The sequence below is a fragment of the Neisseria sp. HMSC064E01 genome, from assembly GCF_001808875.1.
GTDB lineage: Bacteria > Pseudomonadota > Gammaproteobacteria > Burkholderiales > Neisseriaceae > Neisseria > Neisseria sicca_A.
The window spans coordinates 1-22,970 of the sequence record NZ_KV794924.1 but is presented as its reverse complement, the minus strand read 5'-3'; the positions used below and the strand labels follow the sequence as shown (position 1 = coordinate 22,970).

General features: G+C 46.5%; 22 protein-coding genes and 1 pseudogene. 8 read left to right on the top strand and 15 right to left on the bottom strand.

Annotated elements, in window-relative coordinates:
• Positions 1-106: 106 nt before the first annotated feature.
• The 3 genes from HMPREF2572_RS05250 to HMPREF2572_RS05240 all read right to left on the bottom strand — a co-directional run bounded on the left by HMPREF2572_RS05250 (position 107) and on the right by HMPREF2572_RS05240 (position 1,864).
• Positions 107-637, bottom strand: a complete 531-nt coding sequence (locus HMPREF2572_RS05250) for a hypothetical protein (protein ID WP_070496549.1) — start codon at positions 635-637, stop codon at positions 107-109.
• An 81-nt stretch (positions 638-718) separates the two neighbouring features.
• Positions 719-1,147, bottom strand: coding sequence for a hypothetical protein (locus HMPREF2572_RS05245; protein ID WP_070496547.1), 429 nt, complete (start codon positions 1,145-1,147; stop codon positions 719-721).
• A 66-nt stretch (positions 1,148-1,213) separates the two neighbouring features.
• Positions 1,214-1,864 (bottom strand): hypothetical protein, encoded by a 651-nt coding sequence (locus HMPREF2572_RS05240; RefSeq protein ID WP_070496544.1) that lies wholly within the window; start codon positions 1,862-1,864, stop codon positions 1,214-1,216.
• 236 nt (positions 1,865-2,100) lie between these two features.
• Here HMPREF2572_RS05240 and HMPREF2572_RS05235 point away from each other — a divergent pair, with 236 nt between their 5' ends.
• Complete coding sequence (locus tag HMPREF2572_RS05235) at positions 2,101-2,598, top strand: SEL1-like repeat protein (RefSeq protein ID WP_070496542.1); 498 nt, start codon at positions 2,101-2,103, stop codon at positions 2,596-2,598.
• A 107-nt stretch (positions 2,599-2,705) separates the two neighbouring features.
• Positions 2,706-3,149 (top strand): hypothetical protein, encoded by a 444-nt coding sequence (locus HMPREF2572_RS05230; protein WP_070496541.1) that lies wholly within the window; start codon positions 2,706-2,708, stop codon positions 3,147-3,149.
• A 488-nt stretch (positions 3,150-3,637) separates the two neighbouring features.
• On the opposite strand, the gene HMPREF2572_RS05220 is transcribed toward HMPREF2572_RS05230, so the two are convergent.
• The 4 genes from HMPREF2572_RS05220 to HMPREF2572_RS05205 all read right to left on the bottom strand — a co-directional run bounded on the left by HMPREF2572_RS05220 (position 3,638) and on the right by HMPREF2572_RS05205 (position 7,189).
• The gene (locus HMPREF2572_RS05220) at positions 3,638-4,129 is read right to left on the bottom strand and encodes a DUF1841 family protein (RefSeq protein WP_070496539.1); all 492 of its coding nucleotides are present in this window, start codon (positions 4,127-4,129) and stop codon (positions 3,638-3,640) included.
• A 145-nt stretch (positions 4,130-4,274) separates the two neighbouring features.
• Entirely contained in the window at positions 4,275-5,051 is a 777-nt protein-coding gene (locus tag HMPREF2572_RS05215; RefSeq protein WP_003756710.1) for a ferredoxin--NADP reductase, read from the bottom strand.
• Between the two features lie 210 nt (positions 5,052-5,261).
• Complete coding sequence (gene thrC / locus HMPREF2572_RS05210; RefSeq protein WP_070496538.1) at positions 5,262-6,674, bottom strand: threonine synthase; 1,413 nt, start codon at positions 6,672-6,674, stop codon at positions 5,262-5,264.
• Between the two features lie 143 nt (positions 6,675-6,817).
• Positions 6,818-7,189 (bottom strand): hypothetical protein, encoded by a 372-nt coding sequence (locus tag HMPREF2572_RS05205; RefSeq protein ID WP_070496590.1) that lies wholly within the window; start codon positions 7,187-7,189, stop codon positions 6,818-6,820.
• A 161-nt stretch (positions 7,190-7,350) separates the two neighbouring features.
• On the opposite strand from HMPREF2572_RS05205, the gene HMPREF2572_RS05200 reads away from it, so the two are divergent.
• Together HMPREF2572_RS05200 and HMPREF2572_RS05195 are read left to right on the top strand one after the other, a co-directional pair.
• On the top strand, positions 7,351-8,454 hold the full coding sequence (locus HMPREF2572_RS05200) for a hypothetical protein (protein WP_070496537.1): 1,104 nt from the start codon (positions 7,351-7,353) through the stop codon (positions 8,452-8,454).
• Between the two features lie 65 nt (positions 8,455-8,519).
• Positions 8,520-9,833 (top strand): replication-associated recombination protein A, encoded by a 1,314-nt coding sequence (locus tag HMPREF2572_RS05195; RefSeq protein WP_070496536.1) that lies wholly within the window; start codon positions 8,520-8,522, stop codon positions 9,831-9,833.
• Between the two features lie 108 nt (positions 9,834-9,941).
• Here HMPREF2572_RS05195 and HMPREF2572_RS05190 read toward each other — a convergent pair whose 3' ends face one another.
• Complete coding sequence (locus tag HMPREF2572_RS05190; protein WP_246827775.1) at positions 9,942-12,233, bottom strand: TonB-dependent receptor; 2,292 nt, start codon at positions 12,231-12,233, stop codon at positions 9,942-9,944.
• Positions 12,234-12,797: 564 nt separating this feature from the next.
• On the opposite strand from HMPREF2572_RS05190, the gene aroA reads away from it, so the two are divergent.
• Positions 12,798-14,096 carry a 3-phosphoshikimate 1-carboxyvinyltransferase gene (gene aroA / locus HMPREF2572_RS05180; RefSeq protein WP_070496533.1) on the top strand — a complete coding sequence of 433 codons (1,299 nt, stop codon included), beginning with the start codon at positions 12,798-12,800 and terminating at the stop codon, positions 14,094-14,096.
• Positions 14,097-14,183: 87 nt separating this feature from the next.
• On the opposite strand, the gene lolD is transcribed toward aroA, so the two are convergent.
• Positions 14,184-14,864: a lipoprotein-releasing ABC transporter ATP-binding protein LolD gene (lolD, locus tag HMPREF2572_RS05175; protein ID WP_070496532.1), complete on the bottom strand. Its 681-nt coding sequence runs from the start codon at positions 14,862-14,864 to the stop codon at positions 14,184-14,186.
• Entirely contained in the window at positions 14,857-16,107 is a 1,251-nt protein-coding gene (locus tag HMPREF2572_RS05170) for a lipoprotein-releasing ABC transporter permease subunit (protein WP_070496531.1), read from the bottom strand. Before HMPREF2572_RS05170 ends, lolD begins: the two co-directional genes overlap by 8 nt.
• Positions 16,108-16,331: 224 nt before the next feature.
• Between HMPREF2572_RS05170 and HMPREF2572_RS05165 the strand changes: the two genes are divergently transcribed.
• Entirely contained in the window at positions 16,332-16,619 is a 288-nt protein-coding gene (locus tag HMPREF2572_RS05165; RefSeq protein ID WP_003760695.1) for a hypothetical protein, read from the top strand.
• Positions 16,620-16,675: 56 nt separating this feature from the next.
• Here the strand turns inward: HMPREF2572_RS05165 and recR are convergent, their stop codons facing one another.
• Positions 16,676-17,281, bottom strand: coding sequence for a recombination mediator RecR (gene recR / locus HMPREF2572_RS05160; protein WP_070496530.1), 606 nt, complete (start codon positions 17,279-17,281; stop codon positions 16,676-16,678).
• 57 nt (positions 17,282-17,338) lie between these two features.
• On the opposite strand from recR, the pseudogene HMPREF2572_RS14790 reads away from it, so the two are divergent.
• Positions 17,339-17,458 (top strand): annotated as a pseudogene (locus HMPREF2572_RS14790) (IS5/IS1182 family transposase); the annotation flags it as partial.
• A gap of 124 nt (positions 17,459-17,582) precedes the next feature.
• Here HMPREF2572_RS14790 and HMPREF2572_RS05155 read toward each other — a convergent pair.
• Positions 17,583-19,433: a SurA N-terminal domain-containing protein gene (locus HMPREF2572_RS05155; RefSeq protein WP_070496529.1), complete on the bottom strand. Its 1,851-nt coding sequence runs from the start codon at positions 19,431-19,433 to the stop codon at positions 17,583-17,585.
• Between the two features lie 125 nt (positions 19,434-19,558).
• On the bottom strand, positions 19,559-19,909 hold the full coding sequence (locus HMPREF2572_RS05150) for an ArsC family reductase (RefSeq protein WP_070496528.1): 351 nt from the start codon (positions 19,907-19,909) through the stop codon (positions 19,559-19,561).
• Positions 19,910-20,105: 196 nt separating this feature from the next.
• On the opposite strand from HMPREF2572_RS05150, the gene HMPREF2572_RS05145 reads away from it, so the two are divergent.
• Positions 20,106-20,960: a CAF17-like 4Fe-4S cluster assembly/insertion protein YgfZ gene (locus tag HMPREF2572_RS05145; protein WP_070496527.1), complete on the top strand. Its 855-nt coding sequence runs from the start codon at positions 20,106-20,108 to the stop codon at positions 20,958-20,960.
• Positions 20,961-21,085: 125 nt separating this feature from the next.
• Here the strand turns inward: HMPREF2572_RS05145 and HMPREF2572_RS05140 are convergent, their stop codons facing one another.
• Positions 21,086-22,429 (bottom strand): aldehyde dehydrogenase family protein, encoded by a 1,344-nt coding sequence (locus HMPREF2572_RS05140; protein WP_070496526.1) that lies wholly within the window; start codon positions 22,427-22,429, stop codon positions 21,086-21,088.
• A gap of 283 nt (positions 22,430-22,712) precedes the next feature.
• Positions 22,713-22,970 (bottom strand): calcium-binding protein (locus HMPREF2572_RS05135; protein ID WP_283118451.1); only part of this gene is annotated, 258 nt, incomplete at its 5' end.

Sequence of the window (22,970 nt, the reverse complement as noted above, 5' to 3'; positions counted from 1 at the left end):
CAGATAAAAGGTCGTCTGAAAATTGGTTTTCAGACGACCTTTTATGTTGAACAGACTAAGAGGCAATGACTGCGACAGAGATTGGTGAAACAGCGATGTTTAGCTGTTATGCAGGCTTAGTATCAAAATATCTATAAGGGTAAGAAGAGAATAAATCATCATGTATTGAATTTACCGTATCTTCAAATTGTTTTTGTCTGATTTCGTCTACTATACCATCATTCAAATCAAGATATCTCTCTAACTCACAGTATAAAAAGGATAATTGCAAAAATTCTATAAAATTGATTCCCAAATTCATGAAATAATTTATTTGATACTCCCCTGAATCATGATCATAAAAAAAGATTGAGCCATCCAGTTTATTTATAAACCAACCATCTCCTTGTCCTGAGCAACCAATCATCCAGAATACCTCACTACAGTCAGAATAATTCTTCTCTAGATATCTATTTTCATTTAAAGAATCTTCATACCCATATATGATTACATCGGGAGTAATTTCTATACCTTTAAATTGAGCCAAAAATGATAAATATGATTCACTTAAATTAGGTAACTTCCCTAAACCAGTAACAATATTTGTCCGAGTTTCAAAATTACTAAAAATGTCTCTATCTGCTTTTAGGCTAAACATAAAGATTCTTTCTTTACCTAATTGTCAGTGAAATAGATTATAAGGATACACATTAACCAACCTTACTTATCTCCCTACTTTCTATGAAATAGAAAATTTAGAGATTTTTACCCCATTCAAATCAAATGAAAAAATCACAGAAACACCACCTTCAGTTTTTATTTCACACTCATGTTCCCACTCTTCTCTAGAAACAAATTTCCATTTAATATCAGCGAAAAACAAATATTTTATAAACTTCTCGATAGTTAATTTCCTATTAATTTTATACTGCTTTGCAATTGTAATATCCCTGAAGTAAGGGTCTATTAACAATGGATAAACAACACCATCGGTAAAACCAACTTCCAACCCTTTCCAAAAAACGCAAAAGCCACTCTCTACATCGCCTTCTTCGTATAACCATTTAGTCAGCTTTTTAAACCGTTTCTGTTTTTGAAAGTCACTATACGACATACCAACAGATAAACCTTTAAACCTGCCCGTTTTTAAAAAAGATGTTATATCCATTATGGCCTCATCACAGTCTATGACCTTAGTGTATCAATACATTGCTAAAATAACTAATATTTTAAATCAACAATATGCAATATTAACTGCCCATGCGTCCGTAATTAGACCTTTATAACTCAGCTCAACAATAAAACGCTCATCATCCATCCAATAAAATTTCAGCTGACTCCATATATCAACAAAATATGACTCTTTTGTTAGTAAAACTCCCTTTTTGAGAATATTTTCTTTCCTATCTGATACAGTCCAAGTGATTTTAAAGTGGTGTTGATCGCAATATGCCCATAAAGACAGGTATTGTTTTCTGTTCGGACTCAGTTTGCGCTTTTTGATCTGTTTTAGAAAGGTTAAATCGGAAGTCAAGCAACTTTGATAAGCCTCTTCCAACGGTCCTTTATCCCAATTGTAATCAGCAGCAATATCCAGCATCCCCTGATGGATAACCTGTAACTGCATTAGCTGTCTATCTCTTTCGGATAGGGAGATATACTTCTTGAAATCAAAAATCTGATGAGAATCGGCAAATCCCAATATTTTTTCTTTAGGTGGAAGTGGGCCGTTCTCCCATAAGAAAATATTACATTTAATCACTTTTTTGGAATCAAATTTGGGTATGGAAACGAGATAAAGCTCAGGAATAGCAAAGAATTCTTGCTTAAATTCAGAAGTTCTCTCATCATCGTCATAACAGTATAAACAAATTTGGTTAATCATGATTTTCGATTCGCATGGTCTAAACGGGTTGTTGCTATTGATTAGGATTTAGTTAGCAGATTTAATGAGAAGTTTTTGTAATTGAAAATTATTTTTCAGAGGACCTTTATACTAACCAGTAATGAGGTTGCTAAAAAACAAATCTTTCAGACGACCTTAAATGCAAACTATGTGCGTACTTTGAAGCACGCCCTGCTTATAAATTTGGAAATTTACGGATGTTAAGGACAATTCCTATGTGCAATGACACTTATCTTACCGATGAATTTATACAAGCTAATTATTACCTTGAAAATCAAGATTATCAAAAAGCTTTTTATTTTTTGGAGAAAGGAGCTTTGCGAAAAGATGTTAATTGTTATAATAATTTAGCAGTTTTATCTGATGTTGGATATGGAGTTCGAAAAAATCCAATTTTGGCACTCAAATGGTATAGAAAAAGTTGGCAATATGAAGGAAAAAGTGGTGGGTTGTGTTCTAATATTGCATCACTTTATGCGAGTTTAGGAAATATACGGCAAGCTAGATTTTGGTGGAACAGAGCAATATCAGAATTTAATGATGGAGATGCAGCTCTTGATTATGCAAAATTTTTAATTAACAGGAAAAATAAGAGAAGCTATCATAAAATAATAGAATTACTTAAGTTTGCTATCAAGAGCGATTATATTACTGAAATTTCTAAGGAAGAGGCAAGCCAATTGTTACAAAATCTAAAAAATTCATCGTTTTAAGCTAAATGAATTTCTAATAAAACCGCAAAGTCGTCTGAAGTAATTTTCTGACGACCTTTTCCTACAAATACCCGCCTTATCTGTTTAACTACCCTAACCCCCTCAAAATGATTCACTATTTAAATATAAATCTTGATACATATTTCCAAAAAATTCAAATAGAAAAAGATAAACCCATAGTCGCTTTAATCAGTCAAAACTACCTCAAAACAATAAATTATAATGATTTATTTGGATTAATTAAACAATACCCTTTATTCTGGATAATTCTTATTGGAGAAAATGCCGATATTTTAGAAGATGAATTTGATAATCTTTTGGAAGCAGAATCAATCAAAAATGACCATATGTTGAATGTAGTAACCACTAATTTTCAATTTAGTGATTTAACAATAGCGGATATAGAAGATATCTATTATGAATTTTTAATTTTCCCCTACCCAAATGGTAATTGCCAATATTTATCATTTTTAGATTTGAATCATACTAGTGACAGGAAAATTTTTAATTTCATCAAAGCACAGCTTAATAAAGTAACTTGGCAAGCGTAAATTGCCTCCCCTCATGATTTCTGTTGACTGTCCCTAGCTAGACCCATTTCTTTCCACTTAACTCAAAGGTGATATATGAAATTAAAAAGGTATATAACCATTTCATTTATATATTTATCAGTGCTTTTTATACTGTTTTTCATAGAACCTTGGATTGCGGAATTAGTTAATATGACCTTAACACTTCCTTGGGCCATTTTTGAAGAAAATATCATTACAGCCATAGGTCTGAATCTGAGTACTACTGTCGATAACATACCATATAGAAGATTGATTCACCTTGCATACAGTATGATTTGTTTCTTAATAAATATAGTGCTTATAAGCAAGTTATTATGCTTTTTTAAATCGCTAAGAAGTAAAGTCTGAATAGTAAATGTAAATCGTATCAAGTCCCAACATAGCTGAGAGGTCGTCTGAAACATTGTTTTCAGACGACCTCAAAATAAGAAATCGATTCACTTTTTCCTATCACATAGAAAACTTTTTCATCCGTCAAATTTAGCATTCACTTCATGCGGATTGATGCGGGCATTTTCTTCCTGTCCTAAACCGATCAGTTTGCGAAGCCGTGTCATGTAGGCATTGACATCCAAACCGCGTCCGTATCGTTGCGCCTCCCAAATGGTTTCTGCCAGTGCGTCCATCATGTCATGTTCGGCTCGTATCCAGTCGTTGTTATAACGTGCGCAAAGCTGCTGATGAATTGCCCGAATACCCGGTGGTTGGTCAATGGCTGCTTGCTCTTGAAGGGAAAGATGCAGTGACATATGCAAAAACGGGTTGCTCTCCCCGTCTTCCGGCAGCCAGTTTTTATCTAAATAGTCTTCAATGTTTTCAAGATAATGGGTATATTCGGGATGGGATTCGATGATACGGAGCGCTTTATGCTGAAGCGCATCCAGTTGCAGCGGGGCCAGGCGATGTTTCCAAACGTGTGCGAAAAATCGGCGGACATCGTGGGTGTTGACATCGTACATGATAAGAATGGGAAGTCTGTTGAATCGTCTGAGGAGATATTTTAGAGATTGAGTGAAACCGGAATTTTGGCAAATAATGGATTTGTAGCGAGGCAGAACCTGATAACAAGTTCTGCCTCGCTATATTTTGATTACCGCAAAACCCTTATTGATCCACAAACGCGCGTTCGATTAGGTAGTCGCCGCGTACGCCGGTTTTCGGGGAGACGGTCAGACCGAAATCATCCAGAACTTTGCAGGTGTCTTTCAGCATGGCAGGGCTGCCGCACAGCATGGCGCGGTCGTCTTGCGGGTTGATTTTGGGCAGGCCGATGTCTTCAAACAGTTTGCCGCTTACCATCAGGTCGGTCAGGCGGCCGTGGTGTTCGTAGTCTTCGCGGGAAACGATCGGATAGTAAATCAGTTTTTCTTTAACCAAGTCGCCGAGGTATTCGTGTTCGGGCAATTCTTTGGTGAAGCGGTCGTAATACGCCAAATCTTTTTTGTAGCGCACGCCGTGTACGAGGATGATTTTTTCAAATTGCTCGTAAATTTCAGGGTCTTTGGTGATGCTCAAGAAGGGGGCGATGCCGGTACCGGTGCTCAACAGGTAAAGGTGTTTGCCGGGATTCAGGTCGCCGGCAACCAAGGTTCCGGTTGGTTTTTTGCTGATTAACACGTCGTCGCCGACTTTAAGGTGTTGCAGGCGGCTGGTCAGGGGGCCGTCTTGGACTTTAATGCTGAAAAATTCGAGGTGTTCTTCCCAGTTGGCGGAGGCGACGCTGTATGCGCGCATCAGCGGCTTGCCGTCCACCATCAATCCGACCATGACGAATTGGCCGTTTTCGAAGCGCAACGATTCGTCGCGGGTGCAGGTAAAAGTGAAATACGCATCCGTCCAGTGGTGTACGGACAATACTTTTTGGGTATTGAATGCTGCCATTTGAGTTTCCTGTCGGTAAATCCGTCTGAACACGCGGGTCGGGCGGATGATGGTTTTAAAAGGGTTTTCAGACGACCTGTCTCGCCTGTGAATAGATAATGCCGAATTAGAGCAAACGCGCAATTTTAAACGAAAATATTTATCATCACAATGTTTGCTGTCTAGCAGAGGTCGTCTGAAAACTTTTCAGACGACCTCTCGGTCAACGCATTACTTGTCTAAGGTTTCACGGATGATTTCTTTAACGGCGGCTGCATTGTTCGGCATGACTCGGACGCGCTGCGGCAGGTTTTCCAAACCTTCCAGCGCGGCGGGGCGCGGAATGGCGACATCGCCGACGGCTTCGCGTATGGTCGCATCGAATTTCGCTGCCAACGCGGTTTCCAAACACACAACCGTCTCCCCTTCTTCGCGCACTTCGCGGGCAACTTTTACGCCGTCGGCAGTGTGCGGGTCGATGAGTTCTTTATCTTGCTCATAAACCTGCTTGATGGTGGCGAGGCGGTCGGCGTGGGTGGATTTGCCGGAGGTAAAACCGTATTTGCCGCCGACTTTTTCCAAGGCAAACTGCAAGTCAAAGCCCTTGCCCGCCGCCACTTCCGCCCACAGCGTATTGATTTCCTGAGGATCACGATCCATCAGGTCGAACACGAAACGCTCGAAGTTGGAGGCTTTGGAAATGTCCATAGACGGGCTGGAGGTAACATAAGTATGCTCGCTGTTGCGCGGGCGGTATGCACCGGTTTTGAAAAACTCGTCCAATACATCGTTTTCATTGGTCGCAACAATCAGGCGGCGAATGGGCAAGCCCATTTGTTTGGCGATGTGTCCCGCGCAAACATTGCCGAAGTTGCCGCTCGGCACGCAAAAGCTGACCTGCTCGTCATTGCTTTGCGTTGCCTTGAAATAACCCGCAAAGTAATAAACCACTTGCGCGACGATGCGTCCCCAGTTGATCGAATTGACCGTACCGATATGGTATTTTTCCTTGAACACGGCATCGTTTTGCACCGCCTTCACAATATCCTGACAGTCGTCAAACATGCCCTTCACGGCGATATTATGGATATTCTCGTCTTGCAGGCTGTACATCTGCGCACGTTGGAACGCGCTCATTTTGCCCTCGGGCGAGAGCATAAATACGTTCACGCCCTTTTTACCGCGCAAGGCATATTCCGCAGCCGAACCCGTATCGCCGCTGGTCGCGCCCAAGATATTGAGTTCCCTGCCCTTTTTGTTCAACACATATTCAAACGCGTTGCCCAAAAACTGCATCGCCATATCCTTAAACGCCAGCGTCGGGCCGTTGGACAAGGCTTGGATTTTGATGCCGTCGGACAAAGTACGCACAGGCGTGATTTCCTTAGTACCGAACGCCGCTTCCGTATAAGTACGGTTCAAAATATCGTGCAAATCGTCCGCCGGAATATCCGTTACAAACAGGCTCATCACCTCAAATGCCAGTTCCGGATAGCTCAAACCGCGCCACTTGTCCAAAGTCTCGCGGCTGACCTGCGGATAACGCTCCGGCAGCATCAAACCGCCATCGGGCGCAAGCCCCATCAACAAAACCTCGCTAAACGGTTTATGCGCCGTCTCGCCGCGCGTACTGATATATTTCATGATTTCTTCTCTATAAAAACAAAAAAATTGTTGATCCAAACAGGAAGCCCGCCTGCGAACCATCCCGCAAGCCGCCCTATCCCGACCTTAATCCACTATAAACTTTCAGACGACCCCGATACACAGAGGTCGTCTGAAAAACATTATCTATACAAACGCTTGAAACAAGCATTGACGGTTTTCACCGTTACCGACGCAATCGCCCGATCGCGCGAAGAAGGATTCAAAACATCCATCAACTCTTGCGCAGACACCTGATTCGGCGCTTCCTCGCTCGCGCAGCCGCAGATTTTGTCTTCCCACTCGCGCTGTTTGTCCGCGCTCATCGTCAGCGCGATCAAACGCCACTCATTGCGCTTGTTCAATTCCGAACGGCACTGATGATCGACCGCCATTTTCACCACGCTGCCGCCGATACCCGTACCGCCGCCCAAACCGCCGAACGACGAATCCGAATCATAAGCGCAACCGCCCAACAACGCCGCCACAGAAGCAACGGCAACCATCTTTTTCATATTCATAGCCATCCCTTGCCGCAAGGTCGTCTGAAACGCCCCGCAAAGTCTTTAAACAAACGCGTATTATACCGTAAGCAGTGTGAGATGGGGGATTGGGGAGTGTTGGGTTATAATTTTGGGTGAGCTTTGAGAATCTTTTAAAACGAAGGGATGTAATAATGATGAAAAAGCGAAAATTACATATTCAGCTAAAAACACATGATAACAAAAAAGAGAAAATACATAGTATTTCTAACAATCGAATTAAAGAACCCACATCACCCGAGATAAAGCAACAAGCACAAGTTGATTTAAAAACAAAGCAAACTGATTATATAGATGTAATTAATAAACTAACAGGCATTTCAGTTACCATAGGTATCGTAACAGGAGGTTTTTTAGCCTATACATATCTAGGGAATATTAACTATCTAAGTATTTTTCCTGACACCATAAACAATCCATCAAGCTTAGTAGCCTCAGCAGTATCTTTAGGTATAATTTATCTGTTATTCACCCTCCCGTTTGCTACATTATATTTTATTAGTCCTTTTGATAAAAAAACAGATGAAAAAGGTGGAAAACAACTTGAAACAATTAAAGATCCTATTTCTATCTTAAATATTATAAATACATCACTACTAGTATTATCAATAATAGCTATATTTTATTTAATTATAGAGAAAATTTATGATTTTTTTAAGTTTCCAATATTCTATGTATCATTCTTAATCTTACTAATAATATTTCTTTTATATATTAACTTTTCATTTGCAAAATTATATAAAAAGAATAACAAAAAAATTACCTTATCAGAACCTATTTTTTCTTCTTTTCTAGTTTTAATGACTATTTCAGCCATGCCATCGCAGTATTCCAGGGAAAAATCAATTTTATATTTATTAAATACTGTCCGCTTCATTGAAACTCCCGCAAACTCCTCCTGGTATTTATTACATAATAATTTCCAACCAAACAATGGCATTAGAAGAGGTGATTTGCTCAAGTTAAAACAAAATTTCAAATGTTCTTCCCTTTCAGAAAAAGAAAAAGTAGAAAAAGGCATTATCTGTTCTTCAATCCCTGAACAACGCAACAACGCCCTATACGGCTACATGGCTTGGAACTTAGGCGACACTAAGGTCTTCTGCCCTCCAACTGCTGAAAATAACAAAGGAAAAGAAGAAGCTTCAAAATTAGCTAAGGAATGTATCGTCATCAGCGGGAAATCCCTACAAATTTTGAATGAAAATTATATTGATATTATGCCCAAAGAGCGTTAATCCCCCTTTTCAGACGACCTGCTATAATCCACGTCGTCTGAAAACCTTCTTTCACGGAAACCGCCATGTCCGACCTTTTCACCCGCCAACCCGATGCGCCGCTTGCCGAACGCCTGCGCCCGCATACGCTTGATGATGTTATCGGGCAGCAGCATTTAATCGGCGAAGGCAAGCCGCTGCGTGTGGCGGTGGAAGGCGGGAAGCCGCATTCTATGTTGCTGTGGGGGCCGCCGGGCGTGGGCAAAACGACGTTGGCGCGGATTTTGGCGCAGAGTTTCAATGCCCAGTTCCTGCCTGTTTCCGCCGTGTTTTCCGGCGTGAAAGACATACGCGAGGCAATCGATAAGGCTGAAATTGCTTTGCAGCAGGGACGCGCGACGATTTTGTTTGTCGATGAAGTCCACCGCTTCAACAAGGCACAACAGGACGCGTTTTTACCTCATGTCGAAAGCGGTTTGCTGACCTTTATCGGCGCGACTACGGAAAACCCATCGTTTGAAGTCAATCCCGCGCTGTTGAGCCGCGCGCAGGTGTATGTTTTGCAATCCTTGTCTTCAGACGACCTCAAGAAACTGATTGCCAAAGTGTTGGCCTTGCCCGAATACCGGGATTTCACGATTGAAGCCGATGCGCAGGAGCTGCTCGTCAATACCGCCGACGGCGATGCGCGCAGATTGTTGAATCTGCTGGAACAACTTTTACGCGCCGCCGACACACGTCGTCTGAAAAACTTAACCGCCGAATTTCTCGCCGACAGCTTGGGCGCGCAAATCCGCCGTTTCGACAAAGGCGGCGAGAGTTTCTACAACCAAATCTCCGCCCTGCACAAATCCGTGCGCGGCTCGCATCCCAACGCCGCGCTGTATTGGTTCTGCCGTATGCTCGACGGCGGCACCGACCCGCGCTACCTCGCCCGCCGCATCGTGCGCATGGCGTGGGAGGACATCGGGCTTGCCGACCCGCGCGCCTTCCAAATCGCCAACGATGCCGCCGCCACCTTCGAACGCTTAGGCTCGCCCGAAGGCGAACTTGCGCTGGCACAAGCTGTGCTGTACCTTGCCGCCGCCGCTAAATCCAACGCAGGCTACAAGGCATACAACCAAATGCGCCGCTTCGTCAAAGAAAACGCCAGCGACGAAGTACCCGTCCACCTGCGCAACGCCCCGACCAAGTTGATGAAGGAATTGGGCTACGGACGCGAATACCGCTATGCCCACGACGAACCAAACGCCTACGCCGCCGGCGAAAGCTATATGCCCGACGGCTTGGACGAACCCGATTTCTACCAACCCGTCCCGCGTGGGCTGGAAATCAAAATCGGTGAAAAGCTGGAATGGTTGAAATCGCTGGATGAAGAGGCGTTGGATAAGCAGAAGTAAATGGCATGGATAAGGTTTCAGACAACCCCAAAGGTCGTCTGAAAATCCAATCATCGAAAAGAGAAACCGGATTACCATCAAAGGAATCCGGTTTGTTTTATTCCAAACTTAGAAATTCATTCTCACACCCACGCGGACGGAGCGGCCAGGCAGCGGTGCGATGTATTTCAGCATGGAGTTTTGCGGACGTGCGGTGCGGTTGGCAAGGTTGCGCGCATCGACAAACCATTCAGATGTTACCTTGCCGTGTTTGAGCGTATGGCTCAAATACGCATCCCACATGGTATAGCCGCCCAAAACTGGTTCTTTGTAGTTTGCAGCCATATGACCGGTATGTTTGGCAGGACGGTAGCGCGTCAGGCTGCTGCCCACTTGCCAGCCGCCTTTGTTCCATGTCAAACCTGCTCCATAGCGGGAAACGGGCATATTGGGCATGTAATAGCCGTTGTTTCGGACGCGGCTGCCGTGTTCTAAGGAAGTGTTGCGCTCGTCGTCCAAATCGGCGCGGTTGTGTACGAAATCACCGAACAAACGAGCTTCCAATGTGCCGTATTTGTTCAGGTCAAGCCACTGATTCAATTCCAACTCTAAACCGTGAAGCTGGGTATTTCCGGCGCGCCAATATTTGGTCGGAAGGCGTTGGCCGCCATCGTGTGCCGCATCGACCAAGAAGGCATAATCTTTGAATTGGGTTCTGTACCAGCTTGCGCGAAGCCGTCCGTCTTTCCAACCGAATTCGCTGTTGAATTCCCAAGTTCTAGCGGTTTCAGGACGGAGGACATCGACCGCCCAGTGTGATTCGGCAGCCATCAGGGCATAGTGATCGCCGCCTGCGTACAACTCATTGACTTCAGGAGCGCGTTGCGAACGGCTGTATCGTGCGCCCAGCTTCCAGAAGTCAAACAAATCGACGCCTACACCGGCATGATAATGGTTCAAGCTGTATTTCAGACGACCCCGCTCTTCCAAACCTTTGACTGTCGAGCTGTTGCGCCCAGGTTTGTAGTCGCCGATATCGACCGAGTGGCGAACCTGTCCGTGCCGCCAGCCCAACGAAGCATCCCAGTTTTTCCACTTGAAGTTTTCCAACGCGAAAATACCGTATTCTTTGCTGTCGGTATCAGGCAGGTAAGCATAGTTTCCGGTACGTTTGCCGTTGATGCCGGAAGATTCAGTGCTGCGTTGTTTCCAGTCTGCGCCCATTGTGCCTTTCAGCCAAGAACCGGCTTTGTGGTTGAACTCCAAACGGCTTTGGAAGGTTTTGCTGTCCAGCGTTTGCATTTTGGTGTCGCCCAAATATTCGGCGGTAGGCGTTTGCGTATAAGCAGCTTGGAACTTGATGTTCTCTATCCACGGAGCCAACGGACGGTACATGGCTTCAGCCTGCCAACGGGTTTGCTGGGCGCGCACGGAGGCATACTCGCGTCCGGTTTTGTTAGAAGAGCCGCCATGATGATTGTGTCCGGCTGAAGCAAAATTGTAATAGCCGAATCCGGCAATGCCTGATTTGCTTAAGAAGCGGCTGACCGACAAACCGACGTAGCTGCGTTCGCCTATATGGCTTAAACCGAAAGCAAAGTTCTGATTGCTCAAGTCGCTGTTTTTCAGACGACCTTTTTCAACAGGCATATCGTCCTTCATGGCATTGACGACCTTAATCCTGCGATCTTTGCTGCCGTCGTAAAGCGGATTTTCTACCCAATCGCCCCAAGATGGCTTATTCACTTTGTACAGCTCAGACTCGTCAGGCTCCGACCCATCGTTATAGCGTTTCCACTGGGCGATAAAAGCCGGAATATCTTTCGCGACATAACGGAAATGGCCTTTATTTAAGGTCTCGCTAATGTCCGGAGTAACCTGACATGCCCACATCAACCGCGAGCTGTAAATATTAGAAGGATCGTAGCAGGCTGCCGGCTTGGAATCGCCGGGGATGCGGTAATCATCCGAATGGGTGTCCGCGCCCGACAAATGCCAAGCCACATTGCCTACCTTACCGTTTAATTTGAACGCGGCGACGCGCGGCGTATTGTAACCGCCGCTCACTTCCACTTTGCCGTTGACGTCTTTTTCAGGCAGTTGGCTCGCAATCACGCCTGTATCGACATCGACCGCACCGCCAATCGCATTACCGCCATACAGCACAGAAGCCGATGATTTCAAAATGGTAATTTTTTCCGCCATAAACGGATTCACCATCAACGGCAAATCAGGGCTTAAAGAAGAAGCGTCCGAAATACCCAATCCATTTTCACTGACATACACACGCGAACCGCTCAAACTGCGGATTTGCGGCACGCCCGTATTCGGACCATAAGCGTTGTTTTGAACGCCGGAGACTTGTTCCACAGTCTGTCCGAGTGATACGGCGCGTTTCGTCTTCAGATCATTCGTGGTCAAGACCTCCCCGTCTTTCAGGTAGTCTTTTGCACCAGATTGCAAACGCCAGTTGTTAGAAGGTGCTTTTCCACTAACCTTAACTTCAGGCAAATCCACCTGCTGAACATCATCCGCGAACACTTGTCCTGAAAAAACAGCCAAAACAGCACACAACATTTTATTTTTATTGAAAAAGATAGTTTGCTTCACCATTCATCCTTTTTAGATAACACATCACGAAAGGCGATATGATATATCATTTTCTTTACCTAGAATGCAGGTAACTTTATCTTTCTTTAGGAACTTTGATTTTTGTCAATAGTTACAAAGTTTGTATTATTATGAATGTATATAAATATAAAGGATTATTGCAAATATACATATCAGCCTAATTACCACACTCTATCGGCAAAATTTTCCATCGCTCTTTCAGTACGATTCAGTACAAACCTGACCATCGTTTTAAGATACCGAAACCATTCAAAGACAAACTCTGCGGCTATCGAATTGCAGCAGCCACGTTTTTCAGACGACCCTCCCTGCCGTATAATGCCGTTTTCTGTTTCCGCTTCCCAAACGACCATCATGACCGAATCCATCCGCCTCCCCGCCGCCTCGCTCAAACCCGCCACCGTCGCTCTGCCCGGCTCTAAAAGCATCAGCAACCGCACCCTGCTGCTCGCCGCTTTGTCCGACAATACTTGCGAAATCCATTCCCTGCTCAAATCCGATGATACCGACCGTATGTTGGAAGCGCTCGATAAACTCGGCGTTGAAATCGAATATCTTGCCGAAGGTCGTCTGAAAGTACACGGCACAGGTGGACGTTTCCCCAATCGGACTGCCGATTTGTTTTTAGGCAACGCAGGCACGGCTTTCCGTCCGCTGACCGCCGCGCTGGCCGTTTTGGGTGGCGATTATCATCTGCACGGCGTGCCTCGTATGCACGAACGCCCTATCGGCGATTTGGTCGATGCGTTGCGGATTGCCGGCGCCGATGTCGAATATCTCGGCAACGAACACTATCCGCCGCTTCATATCGGCGAGCGCCAAGACCACGGCGAGCGCGTGATTCCGATTAAAGGCAATGTGTCCAGCCAGTTTCTGACCGCCCTCTTGATGGCGCTGCCGCTGACCGGACAGGCATTTGAAATCCGTATGGTCGGCGAGTTGATTTCCAAGCCCTACATCGACATCACCTTGAAACTGATGGCGCAATTCGGCGTACAGGTTGCCAATGAAGACTACCGCGTCTTCAAAATCCCCGCCGATGCCCGCTACCATGCGCCCGAACATCTGCACGTCGAAGGCGATGCTTCCAGCGCGTCCTACTTCCTCGCAGCCGGCTTGATTGCCGCCACGCCCGTCCGCGTTACCGGCATTGGCGCAAACAGCATACAGGGCGATGTCGCCTTTGCCCGCGAGCTGGAAAAAATCGGTGCGGATGCGGTTTGGGGAGAAAACTTCGTCGAAGTCTCGCGTCCGAAAGAACGTGCCGTCCAAGCCTTTGATTTGGATGCGAACCATATCCCCGATGCTGCCATGACCCTCGCCATCGTCGCGCTTGCCACAGGACAAACCTGCACGTTGCGCAACATCGGTTCATGGCGCGTCAAGGAAACCGACCGCATCGCCGCAATGGCAAACGAGTTGCGCAAACTTGGCGCAGAAGTCGTCGAAGAAGCCGAAGCGATTCACATCACCCCGCCTGAAACGCTGACGCCCAACGCCGTCATCGACACTTACGACGACCACCGCATGGCGATGTGTTTCTCGCTGGTTTCATTGTTGGGCGTACCCGTCGTCATCAACGACCCAAAATGCACTCATAAAACTTTCCCGACTTATTTTGAAGTGTTCTCATCACTGACCGACGCGGTTTAAAGCGGGAAGACGTTTACCCAAACAAAAAGGTCGTCTGAAAAGCATCCATTGCATTTCAGACGACCTTTGCGTATTTGTCTGAGGGATTTACTGCTCTTCCAAGCGTCCGTCGTGCATCAGCATGACCCGATCGAAGCGGCCAGCCAATTCGTCATCATGTGTTACCACAATCAGACTGGTATTCAACTCAGACTTCAGGTCCAGCATCATATCCAGTACATTTTGCGCATTTTTACGGTCCAGATTGCCCGTCGGTTCGTCAGCAAGCAGGCATTTCGGACGCGTCACCAGCGCGCGGGCAATGGCGGCACGTTGGCGTTCGCCACCGGAAAGCTCGCTGGGGCGGTGCTGTATGCGTTGTTTCAAACCCGCTTTTTCCAACATTTCAACTGCACGCTGTTCTGCTTCGGCTTTTTTCATCTTACCGATTAAAAGCGGCATCATGACGTTTTCCAAAGCGGAAAATTCAGGCAGCAAATGGTGGAACTGGTACACAAAGCCTAAATACTGATTGCGCAACAGACCCAGTTGTTTCTGTCCCAACTGACTCAAATTCTGCCCCATCAGTACCACGCTGCCGGAAGTCGGTTTATCCAAGCCGCCCAAAATGTGCATCAATGTCGATTTACCGCTACCGGACGAACCGATAATGCTGACGCTTTGACCTTCGAGCACTTCGAGCCTCAACTGATTCAAAACGTTGACATTCAATTGACCGTCTTTGTAGCTTTTGCTGACATTATCGCATTTCAAAACTACTTTATTCATAGCGTAAAGCCTCCGCCGGTTGGGTTCTTGCAGCACGCCAGCTTGGATAGAGCGTAGCGATAAACGACAAAATCAGAGAAATGCAGGCAATCAGCACAACATCATGAACACTGACGTCACTCGGAATATAATCAATGAAATAAACTTGTGATTTGATGAATTGGAAACCAAACCAACTCTCTAACTGTTTGACAATACTGCCCACGTTCAAAGCCAGCGTGACACCGCTAATCACACCGGTCAAGGTACCGAAAAAGCCGGCAAATACGCCCTGCACCATAAAAATTTTCATAATACTGCCCGGGGAGACGCCCAAAGTCCTCAAAATGGCAATATCGGCTTGTTTTTCCGTAACCGCCATGACCAAAGAAGAAACCAAGTTAAAGGTGGCTACGGCAACAATCAGCAGCAGAATGATGAACATTACCCTTTTCTCCATTTCTACGGCCTCGAAATAACTGCGGTTGGTATAGGTCCAATCGCGCAACCATACTTCTTCTTGCAGATTTTTCGGCAGCAGTGTTTCGGTAAACGACGGCGCATTGATCGGATCGGCAAGTTTCAATCTCAAGCCTGCCGCATTTTCATCCAAGCGGTACAAGACTTGGGCATCTTTCATGTGCGTCAATGCCAGAGTAGTGTTCAATTCATAGATTTTGGTTTTGATCAAGCCGACAACTTTAAATTGTTTCAGACGAGGTACGACACCGGCAGGTGTCACGTTGCCTTCAGGCGTAATGACCGTGATTTTTTCACCAACCTTTACATCCAAAGACTCAGCCAAATCTTGTCCCAAAATAATATCGAATTCGCCCGGCTTCAAATCATCAAAACTGCCCACAGGCATTTCTTTACTGTATTCAACGATATTTTTTTCTTCATTAGGCAAAATCCCGCGGATTTGAACGCCTTTCACCTCACCCGCATTTGCCAGTAATGCCTGTCCGGAAACATAAGGTGCCGACTGAAGCACCTCTTTGCGTCCTTTGATAATCTCGCGCAGGCTCTCCCAGCTTTTACCGTTGCCGTTATCGTAATAACCCATTTCGGCATGAGGAGCCACTTTCAAAAGCTGCCCGCGTATGTCTCTCTGAAAGCCTGCCATGACTGACAATACGACAATCAAAGCCATCACACCGAGTGCAATACCCACAATAGAAATGACGGTGATAAACGACATGAAGCCATTGCGTTTTTTTGCCCGCAAATAGCGCAGTCCTATCCAAGTTTCTAAAGAAGCCATTTATATGCCTCATCCGTTTGTCAAAAAACGCTTATTGTACCGTAAAACCGACAGGTCGTCTGAATACGCCGAAACGACCGAGAATAGAGACATCGCAATTTGTAAACCAAAGTCTTCTTATTCAGGGCTACCGTAAAATCGGTCGAAAAACTTGCACAATCATCTATTCGGCCTTATTCTGAAATCGCGGTAAAGCTTACCGCCATCAAAAAGGAAAACCATTAATGAACATCACAAAATTCTTAGCATTATCCGTTGCCGCTGCCGGATTGGCATTCAGTGCAAATGCGTATGCGGCTAAGGAGATTAAAATCAGTTCGAACAATACGTCCTATTCCGCTGCCGACGTGCAAAAACTTGCCGCAACCGCAGTCGGTATGGGTGTTAAAGAACCGGTTAGCCTGACCGCAGGCAGCGGTGTCGTCACCGTATCCGGCAGCAGCGCCACCAAATGTGCCTTCAAAGTAGGCAGCGGCGATACTCCGCAAATTCAAGGCGTAAGCTGCAAATAAACCGGCTTTGTTTGAAATAAGGTCGTCTGAAATGCGTTTTCAGACGACCTTATTGTTTATTCCTTGACTGCACGCCTTTCATAAACGGCCTGCGCCAAAGTTCCTGCATCGACATATTCCAACTCTCCCCCCAAAGGAATACCTCGGGCAAGGCGGCTGACTTTGTATGGAAGATTTTTAAATAATTCCGCCAAAACATACGCCGTCGCATCCCCTTCGGCGGTAAAGTTTGTTGCAATGATGATTTCTTCGACATCAGCATTCTGCAATCTTGCCACCAGTTTATCCAATGCAATGGCGCTTACATCCATCCCTTGCGCGGGACTGATTTGCCCCATCAGCACAAAATACAAACCGTCATGGCAATTTGCGGTTTCCATATTGGAAACATCTGCCGGCATATGGACGATCATCAGGCGGCGTTTGTCGCGCGACTCGTCAGAGCAGATATCACACAAACTCCCTTCGCAAAATGTGTTGCACATCCTGCAATGCTGGACTTGCTTTAATGCGTATTGCAAAGCATCAACCAACTCCTGCGCCTGCTCGCGCTTGCTTTGCAGCAATTGATGCGCCATGCGCTGCGCGGATTTGGGACCGACATTGGGTAGAATTTTCAAGGCATTAATCAGCCGCGTAAAAGCATCGGGAGCTTTGCTCATGGTATTCAGACGACCTCTAACCGAAAAACAAGGAAAATCGGGATGTGTATAGTAGTGAAATCACTATATAGTGGATTAAATTTAAATCAGGGCAAGGCGACGAAGCCGCAGACAGTACAAATAGTACAGCAAGGCGAGGCAACGCCGTACTGGTTTAAAGTTAATCCACTATATATTGATGGGGCAAGAAAGGCTGATTATATAATGAAAACGGTCGGATTTTCTCCGACCGTTTTATTCTGTTTAAGCCAAGCGGGCAAACATGTTTGTCATCATTGCCGCCCGCTTGTTCATCAACTGCTTACTCTGCCGAATTATCGACTTTTTGCGCACCTTGCTCGCGCTTGATTTCCTTGCTGAAATAACGCAGCAATGCGTCAAAAATGTTGGCTGACTGCTGTTGCGCCAGCATTTGTTTGGCAGCAGGCACTTGGGAAGCAATATTTTCCGGCGCTGCAATGTTCTGCACTTCAACAATTACAGGAGCCGGCATGCCTTCCAGCAGCATGGCGTATGCAGGTTTGCCATTTTGCGGACGGGCTTTAATCAGTTCGTTGTACGCTTCGGGTGCCATGGTCCGGCGTGCATCTTGCGCACTCAATTTCGATACTTCCGACCATTTCAAGTCAACTGCCTTGCCTGCCTTCAAAGCCTCGATGGCTTCTTTGGCTTTTTTGTCCGCCAGTTTTGCAGCCTCGCTACGCAGATAAGCCAAACGCACTTCTTCTTGAACATCAGCGAAAGGCGCGGTTTTTTCTTCCCTGACTTCTTTGACACGAATGACCCAAACTGTATCTTTGTCCATGGAAATCAAATCAGAATTGTGTTTTTTCTTCAACACATCTTCACTGAACGCCGCATTAATCAACGCATCGGGCAAACCTGCTGCTTTACCATTGGCTTGAGTCAGCCAATCTTGATCCAAACTTTCAAGTTTCAGATTTGTTTTTTTAGCGACATCCGCCAGGGAGGTCGGCGTATTAAATGCTTCTTCAGAAAGCTTTTCTTTTGCCGAATTGAATTCTGAAGCGGCTTTTTTCAGCTTCAAATCGGCTTCAATACGGGCTTTTTCATGTTCGAAAGAGACTTTGTCTTCAATATTCAAAACTTGGACGATATCGTAACCGACCGGCGTTTGAACCACATCGCTGATTCCGCCTTTAGGCAGCGAGAATGCCACGTTTTCCAAATCCGTACCCAAGCCGCCGTCTTTTGAAAGATAGCCTAAGTTGCCGCCTTTGGAAGCAGATGTGGTGTCTTTTGAATATTTTTGCGCCAGCGCAGCAAAATCGGTCGGCTTGGCTTTCAGCTCTGCCGCAACTTTGTCTGCTTCGGCTTTGATTGCCGCGCGTACCGTTTCATCAGCATCTTGGGGAACCGGGAAGAAGATATGGGCAATTTCACGGCGGGGCGAAAGATGGGGCGCCTGCTCGTCAAATGCTTTTTTCACTTCATCTTCGCTGACGGTCTGTTTGTCCGCCAAATCTTTTGCACTCAGGGCGATGTATTCCAATTTCACACCTTGTGGAATCAGATAATCTTTTTTGTGCGCCTCATAGTATGCCTTCAACGCAGCATCATCGACTTTTACTTGAGAAACAAAGGCTTCAGGATTGAATGTTACCGAACGGATATCGCGGGTCGCCTGAGTTAGCTTAACCAGTTGCTCCGCTTGCGCATCGCTGATAATCGCACCGTTTTGCACCAAATTGATTAAACTTTGCAACGCATAACGCTCGCGGATATTGGCAACAAACTGATCTTCCGTCATATGGCGCTGGCTCAGGAAGTTTGAAAAGATTTGTTGGCTGAATTTACCGTTTTGATCGTGAAAGGTAGGATCGTCCACGATCAGTTGTTTCAGCTGCTCTTGGGAAACTTCCACACCCATCAGTTTGGCACCTTCCTTCAGATAGGCGCGTTGAACCAAAGATTGGAATACGGCTCCCCGCGACGGGCTTTGGCCTTGAAGCTGCTCTCCTTGCAACTCATTATTCAAAGAATACTCACTGATTTTTTCATCCCCTATTTTGACGATAAAATCAGAACCGGGCGCAGCAACCGTGCTGACACCGAAGCCGACAAAAGTCAGCGCAATCAAACCCAACAAAATCTGGGCTGGAGTTTTATATTTTTCAACGGTATGGAACATATTATCTGAAGACGTAATGGTTAAAATAGCAAGCGCGCATTGTAGCGCGTTTTGCCTTGTTATGCACTCTTGGCAGAACGATAGCCCGACTTATTTTTCAGACGGCCCTATCCCGCCGTATCGTGTTATTTTGAAAAAATTTCTTGATAGTTTTCTTCGGAAAAGCCGACGAAAAACCGCCCTTCCTTTTCCAAAACCGGCCGCTTGATGATGCTGGGCTGTTCCGCCATCAATCGAACCGCGCCATCGATAGTGGCGGCAGCGGCTTGAGCTTGCTCATCCAGCTTGCGCCACGTCGTACCGCGTTTGTTCAACAAAACCTCCAAGGGTATCTGCTCCAACCATTTGTTTATTGTTTCAACTTGCGGCGGACTCTTTTTGAAATCCACAAATTGAAAATCAACGTCATGTCCTTCCAACCATTTGCGGGCTTTTTTCACCGTATCGCAATTGGGAATGCCGTATAACTGAATCATCTTGAACTCTTTTCCTTCTTAATTCTAAATGACCGCCATTTTATCTGATTTTCCTTTTAATCAGAACAAAATGGGTCGTCTGAAACCTTTTCGGACGACCTCTACATGCTCTTCCCAAGTTTGAACGGCTTTTTTCATCAAGCATTTGTTCTTATAATATCGAACTATTCCATTGCTACCCGACAAAGGATTCCACATGCAAACCCGCCTGCCATTTTTTGGTGTCGTCCGAGTCAGCGGGGAGGACAGAGCCTCCTTTCTTCACGGCCAATTATCCAACGACATCAACCATCTGAACGAAAATACCGCCTGCTATGCCACTTACAACACCCCGAAAGGGCGCGTGTTGGCAAATATGATCGTCCTCAATCGCGGAGAGGATTTGCTGCTGATTATGGCGCAGGATTTGACCGAAGCCATTGTCAAACGGTTGCGCATGTTTGTCCTGAGAGCCAAAGTCATCTTTGAACCGCTGCCCGATTTTGCCGTTGCAGGCGAGCTGGACGAAACTGCCTCACCCTCTCCCGCAGCCGAACCTGCCCTATCCTTTCCTGCCCAAGCAGACAATGGGGTATACACCATTACCCTGCCCCATTCAGGTCGTCTGAAAATCGGCGAAGCCGGGCTTCTGCCCGAATATGACGCGGCAGCCGAAAACGCTTGGAACCTGCACGAAATCCGCAGCGGCTACGCTTGGATTTCGACGGCAACCAAAGAAACTGCCGTTGCCCAAATGCTCAACCAACACATCATCGGCGGCGTACATTTCAAAAAAGGCTGCTATCCTGGACAGGAAATCATCGCCCGCGCCCAATATCGCGGACAAGTCAAACGCGGGCTGGCAGTTTTGCGGGGCGATTCGTTGGAAGCCGCAGGCGTTGCCGTTCAAAACGGAGGCGAAGAAGCCGGACAAATCATCAATACCGCGCTGACCGATACCGGCAGCCTGAGTCTTGCAGTTATCAAATTTTCCACAGCACACGCCGATTTGACCGATGCCGACGGTAATGCTTTAAAACAAGAAACCTTGTTCTTTACAGTGGATGCTTGACGCGCAGCGATAGCGTAATTAAGTGTTAAGTCAGTCCGCTATCTCTCTGCACACGATAAAAAGGTCGTCTGAAAACGCAACATAGACACTCCCGGCGTTTTCAGACGACCTTTTTCAATCCATCCTTATTTCTGCCAATACGTTTTCACGTTCACAAATTCATACAACCCGAATTCAGACAATTCCCGTCCGTAACCGGAAGCCTTGACGCCGCCAAAGGGAAGGCGCAGGTCGCTGCTGGTGTGGCGGTTGATAAAGACCGAGCCTGCTTGGATTTTTTCGGCAAACGCCCAAGCGCGGCGGGTATCGGCGGTATAAATGCTGGCGCCCAGTCCGTAGGGGGTATCATTGGCAAGGGCGACGGCGTGTTCCTCGTCCTTCGCCCGCAAGATCATGGCAACCGGCCCGAAAACCTCTTCATTCCAAACGCGGCAGTCGGAATTCACTTTGTCCAACACGGTGGCAGGGTAAAACCAGCCCTTTCCTTCAGGAATGAAACCGCCCGTCAAAACTTCTGCGCCGTGTGCGACTGCGTCCTGTACTTGAGTGTGTACGTTTGCGCGCAAGTCTTCGCGGTGCAACGGGGCAAGTTTGGTCGCAGGGTCTTTGGGATTGCCCGTTTGCAATTTGGCGCATTCGGCAAGGAACAGGGGAATGAAGCGGTCGGCAACGGCTTCGGTTACGACGATTCGTTTGGCTGCGTTGCAAGACTGACCCGCGTCGCGGAAACGCGAATAACAGGCTTCGACGGCGGCACGTTCGAGATCCGCATCGGGCATGACGATGAAGGGGTTGCTGCCGCCGAGTTCGAGGACGGTTTTCTTGAGGTGCATTCCCGCATGGGCGGCGAGCAGGCGGCCGGTCCGCGTCGAGCCGGTAAACGCCATCGCATCGGTGTCTTCAATGGCTTTCAAGGTATCGTCGTTATCCAACCATGCGCCAATTAACGGAAGGTCGTCTGAAACCAACTCCAACAGCGCAGCGCTGACCCGCGCAACACTGGGCGCAGGTTTGACGGCACAAGCATTTCCCGCGCACAGGGCTGGAATGGCAAAACGCAAAACCTGCCAGACAGGATAGTTCCACGGCATGACGGCAAGCACAACACCCAACGGCTCAAAACGCACCTGGCTGAGGCTCGCCTGCGTGGCAATGGTCTTATGCGCCAGCAACTCGGGGGCAAGGCGGACATAATATCGGATGAGTTCGACCGATTTATCCAGTTCGGCACGGCATTCATGCAGGCAGCGCCCGACTTCTTCACAAACCATTTCCGCAAGCCGCTCCTTGTTTTGCGCCAAACGCTCGGCAAAGGCTTGCAGCAAAGCAGTCCTCCCGGTAACGCCCAACCGCGCAAACGCCTGCTGGCGCAACTTCAACGCTGCCAATTCTTGTGCAAACTCTGCATAACCCTGCGCAGGACGGCGGCAAAGGGTTTCGCCGGTATAGGCATTGATGCTGTGAAACATGGTTCGGCTCCTTTGTATGTCAGTTTTATTTTAGGTCGTCTGAAAAACAAGGTATGTTTTCAGATGACGTTTGTTCGTCAAAGAAACGCGATTATATAGCAAACTTATATAACTCCATGCAGTCCTTTCTAAATAGACAACTTGAACGAAAAAGAATTTATGTAACTCGATAATCACTCATTAAAAAATAATCGAAATATCTAAAATAAACCTAAAAAATAATAAAGGTCGTCTGAAACCCTGTTTCCAAGGTTTTCAAACGACCTTTCATCGTCAACACAGATTACAGGATGCCATTAACAGCTTCTTCCGCGGAAACTGTCTTATCAGCAAATGTAAACTGAGCATACTGATAATTCTTACTGCTAAAATAGTTCTGGAGACTGACCTGATCATCTCCGCCATAAGCCTTGACGACCAAATCATTACCCGAACGGCTGAATACCGCATCCGAGAATACTGCATTCTCAAACAACAACGTATCGGTATGTTCCAGCAGGCTGCCGTAATCGGAAACCACATCCCTGCCGTGACCTTTCTC

Bases quoted from the DNA above. Each gene is read 5' to 3' on its own strand.
- HMPREF2572_RS05250 (WP_070496549.1), bottom strand. From the start codon at position 637: ATGTTTAGCCTAAAAGCAGATAGAGACATTTTTAGTAATTTTGAAACT.
- HMPREF2572_RS05245 (WP_070496547.1), bottom strand. From the start codon at position 1,147: ATGGATATAACATCTTTTTTAAAAACGGGCAGGTTTAAAGGTTTATCT.
- HMPREF2572_RS05240 (WP_070496544.1), bottom strand. From the start codon at position 1,864: ATGATTAACCAAATTTGTTTATACTGTTATGACGATGATGAGAGAACT.
- HMPREF2572_RS05235 (WP_070496542.1), top strand. From the start codon at position 2,101: ATGTGCAATGACACTTATCTTACCGATGAATTTATACAAGCTAATTAT.
- HMPREF2572_RS05230 (WP_070496541.1), top strand. From the start codon at position 2,706: ATGATTCACTATTTAAATATAAATCTTGATACATATTTCCAAAAAATT.
- HMPREF2572_RS05220 (WP_070496539.1), bottom strand. From the start codon at position 4,129: ATGTACGATGTCAACACCCACGATGTCCGCCGATTTTTCGCACACGTT.
- HMPREF2572_RS05215 (WP_003756710.1), bottom strand. From the start codon at position 5,051: ATGGCAGCATTCAATACCCAAAAAGTATTGTCCGTACACCACTGGACG.
- thrC (WP_070496538.1), bottom strand. From the start codon at position 6,674: ATGAAATATATCAGTACGCGCGGCGAGACGGCGCATAAACCGTTTAGC.
- HMPREF2572_RS05205 (WP_070496590.1), bottom strand. From the start codon at position 7,189: ATGAAAAAGATGGTTGCCGTTGCTTCTGTGGCGGCGTTGTTGGGCGGT.
- HMPREF2572_RS05200 (WP_070496537.1), top strand. From the start codon at position 7,351: ATGATGAAAAAGCGAAAATTACATATTCAGCTAAAAACACATGATAAC.
- HMPREF2572_RS05195 (WP_070496536.1), top strand. From the start codon at position 8,520: ATGTCCGACCTTTTCACCCGCCAACCCGATGCGCCGCTTGCCGAACGC.
- aroA (WP_070496533.1), top strand. From the start codon at position 12,798: ATGACCGAATCCATCCGCCTCCCCGCCGCCTCGCTCAAACCCGCCACC.
- lolD (WP_070496532.1), bottom strand. From the start codon at position 14,864: ATGAATAAAGTAGTTTTGAAATGCGATAATGTCAGCAAAAGCTACAAA.
- HMPREF2572_RS05170 (WP_070496531.1), bottom strand. From the start codon at position 16,107: ATGGCTTCTTTAGAAACTTGGATAGGACTGCGCTATTTGCGGGCAAAA.
- HMPREF2572_RS05165 (WP_003760695.1), top strand. From the start codon at position 16,332: ATGAACATCACAAAATTCTTAGCATTATCCGTTGCCGCTGCCGGATTG.
- recR (WP_070496530.1), bottom strand. From the start codon at position 17,281: ATGAGCAAAGCTCCCGATGCTTTTACGCGGCTGATTAATGCCTTGAAA.
- HMPREF2572_RS05155 (WP_070496529.1), bottom strand. From the start codon at position 19,433: ATGTTCCATACCGTTGAAAAATATAAAACTCCAGCCCAGATTTTGTTG.
- HMPREF2572_RS05150 (WP_070496528.1), bottom strand. From the start codon at position 19,909: ATGATTCAGTTATACGGCATTCCCAATTGCGATACGGTGAAAAAAGCC.
- HMPREF2572_RS05145 (WP_070496527.1), top strand. From the start codon at position 20,106: ATGCAAACCCGCCTGCCATTTTTTGGTGTCGTCCGAGTCAGCGGGGAG.
- HMPREF2572_RS05140 (WP_070496526.1), bottom strand. From the start codon at position 22,429: ATGTTTCACAGCATCAATGCCTATACCGGCGAAACCCTTTGCCGCCGT.